A 592-nucleotide genomic window follows, 5' to 3' on the forward strand; every position below is an offset into this window, starting at 1 on the left:
ATATGAGCCGTTAGCTCAGTTGGTAGAGCATCTGACTTTTAATCAGAGGGTCGACAGTTCGAACCTGTCACGGCTCATTTAACCTTAGGGTTAAATGAATATTAGACAATTTAATATTTAGTTTCAATAGTGTGGTGACGATGGCGAGAAGGATACACCTGTTCCCATGTCGAACACAGAAGTTAAGCTTCTTAGCGCCGAGAGTAGTTGGGGGATCGCTCCCTGCGAGGGTAGGACGTTGCCATGCGAAATTGGAGGATTAGCTCAGTTGGGAGAGCGTCTGCCTTACAAGCAGAGGGTCACAGGTTCGAGCCCTGTATCCTCCATTGAACTGTTAGTTCGGTTCATAGTTTAATGAATGTTGTAAAGTTATTGTTGATTTATGTAACTGAGCATGATATGATGTTATAGTTGTATTTATCGTCATGCCGACTTAGCTCAGCTGGCAGAGCATCTGTCTTGTAAACAGGGGGTCGGAGGTTCGAATCCTCTAGTCGGCATTAACTGAATATATTATGCGGAAGTAGTTCAGTGGTAGAACATCACCTTGCTATGGTGGGGGTCGCGAGTTCGAATCTCGTCTTCCGCTTTG

Annotated in this window: 4 tRNA genes and 1 rRNA gene; all 5 read left to right on the forward strand. The window is 44.9% G+C overall.

Features of this window, described 5'->3' with window-relative positions:
• The first annotated feature begins 4 nt into the window (after window positions 1-4).
• A tRNA-Lys gene (locus tag ACG95_RS03445) sits at window positions 5-77 on the forward strand.
• A 53-nt stretch (window positions 78-130) separates the two neighbouring features.
• Window positions 131-247: ribosomal RNA gene (rrf, locus tag ACG95_RS03450) — 5S ribosomal RNA — on the forward strand.
• 6 nt (window positions 248-253) lie between these two features.
• A tRNA-Val gene (locus ACG95_RS03455) sits at window positions 254-326 on the forward strand.
• Window positions 327-427: 101 nt separating this feature from the next.
• Window positions 428-500: transfer RNA gene (locus ACG95_RS03460), tRNA-Thr, on the forward strand.
• Window positions 501-517: 17 nt separating this feature from the next.
• Window positions 518-589 (forward strand) — tRNA-Ser (locus ACG95_RS03465).
• Window positions 590-592 lie beyond the last annotated feature (3 nt).

Origin of the sequence: Lactiplantibacillus herbarum (genome assembly GCF_001039045.1) — a bacterium.
Lineage (GTDB): Bacteria > Bacillota > Bacilli > Lactobacillales > Lactobacillaceae > Lactiplantibacillus > Lactiplantibacillus herbarum.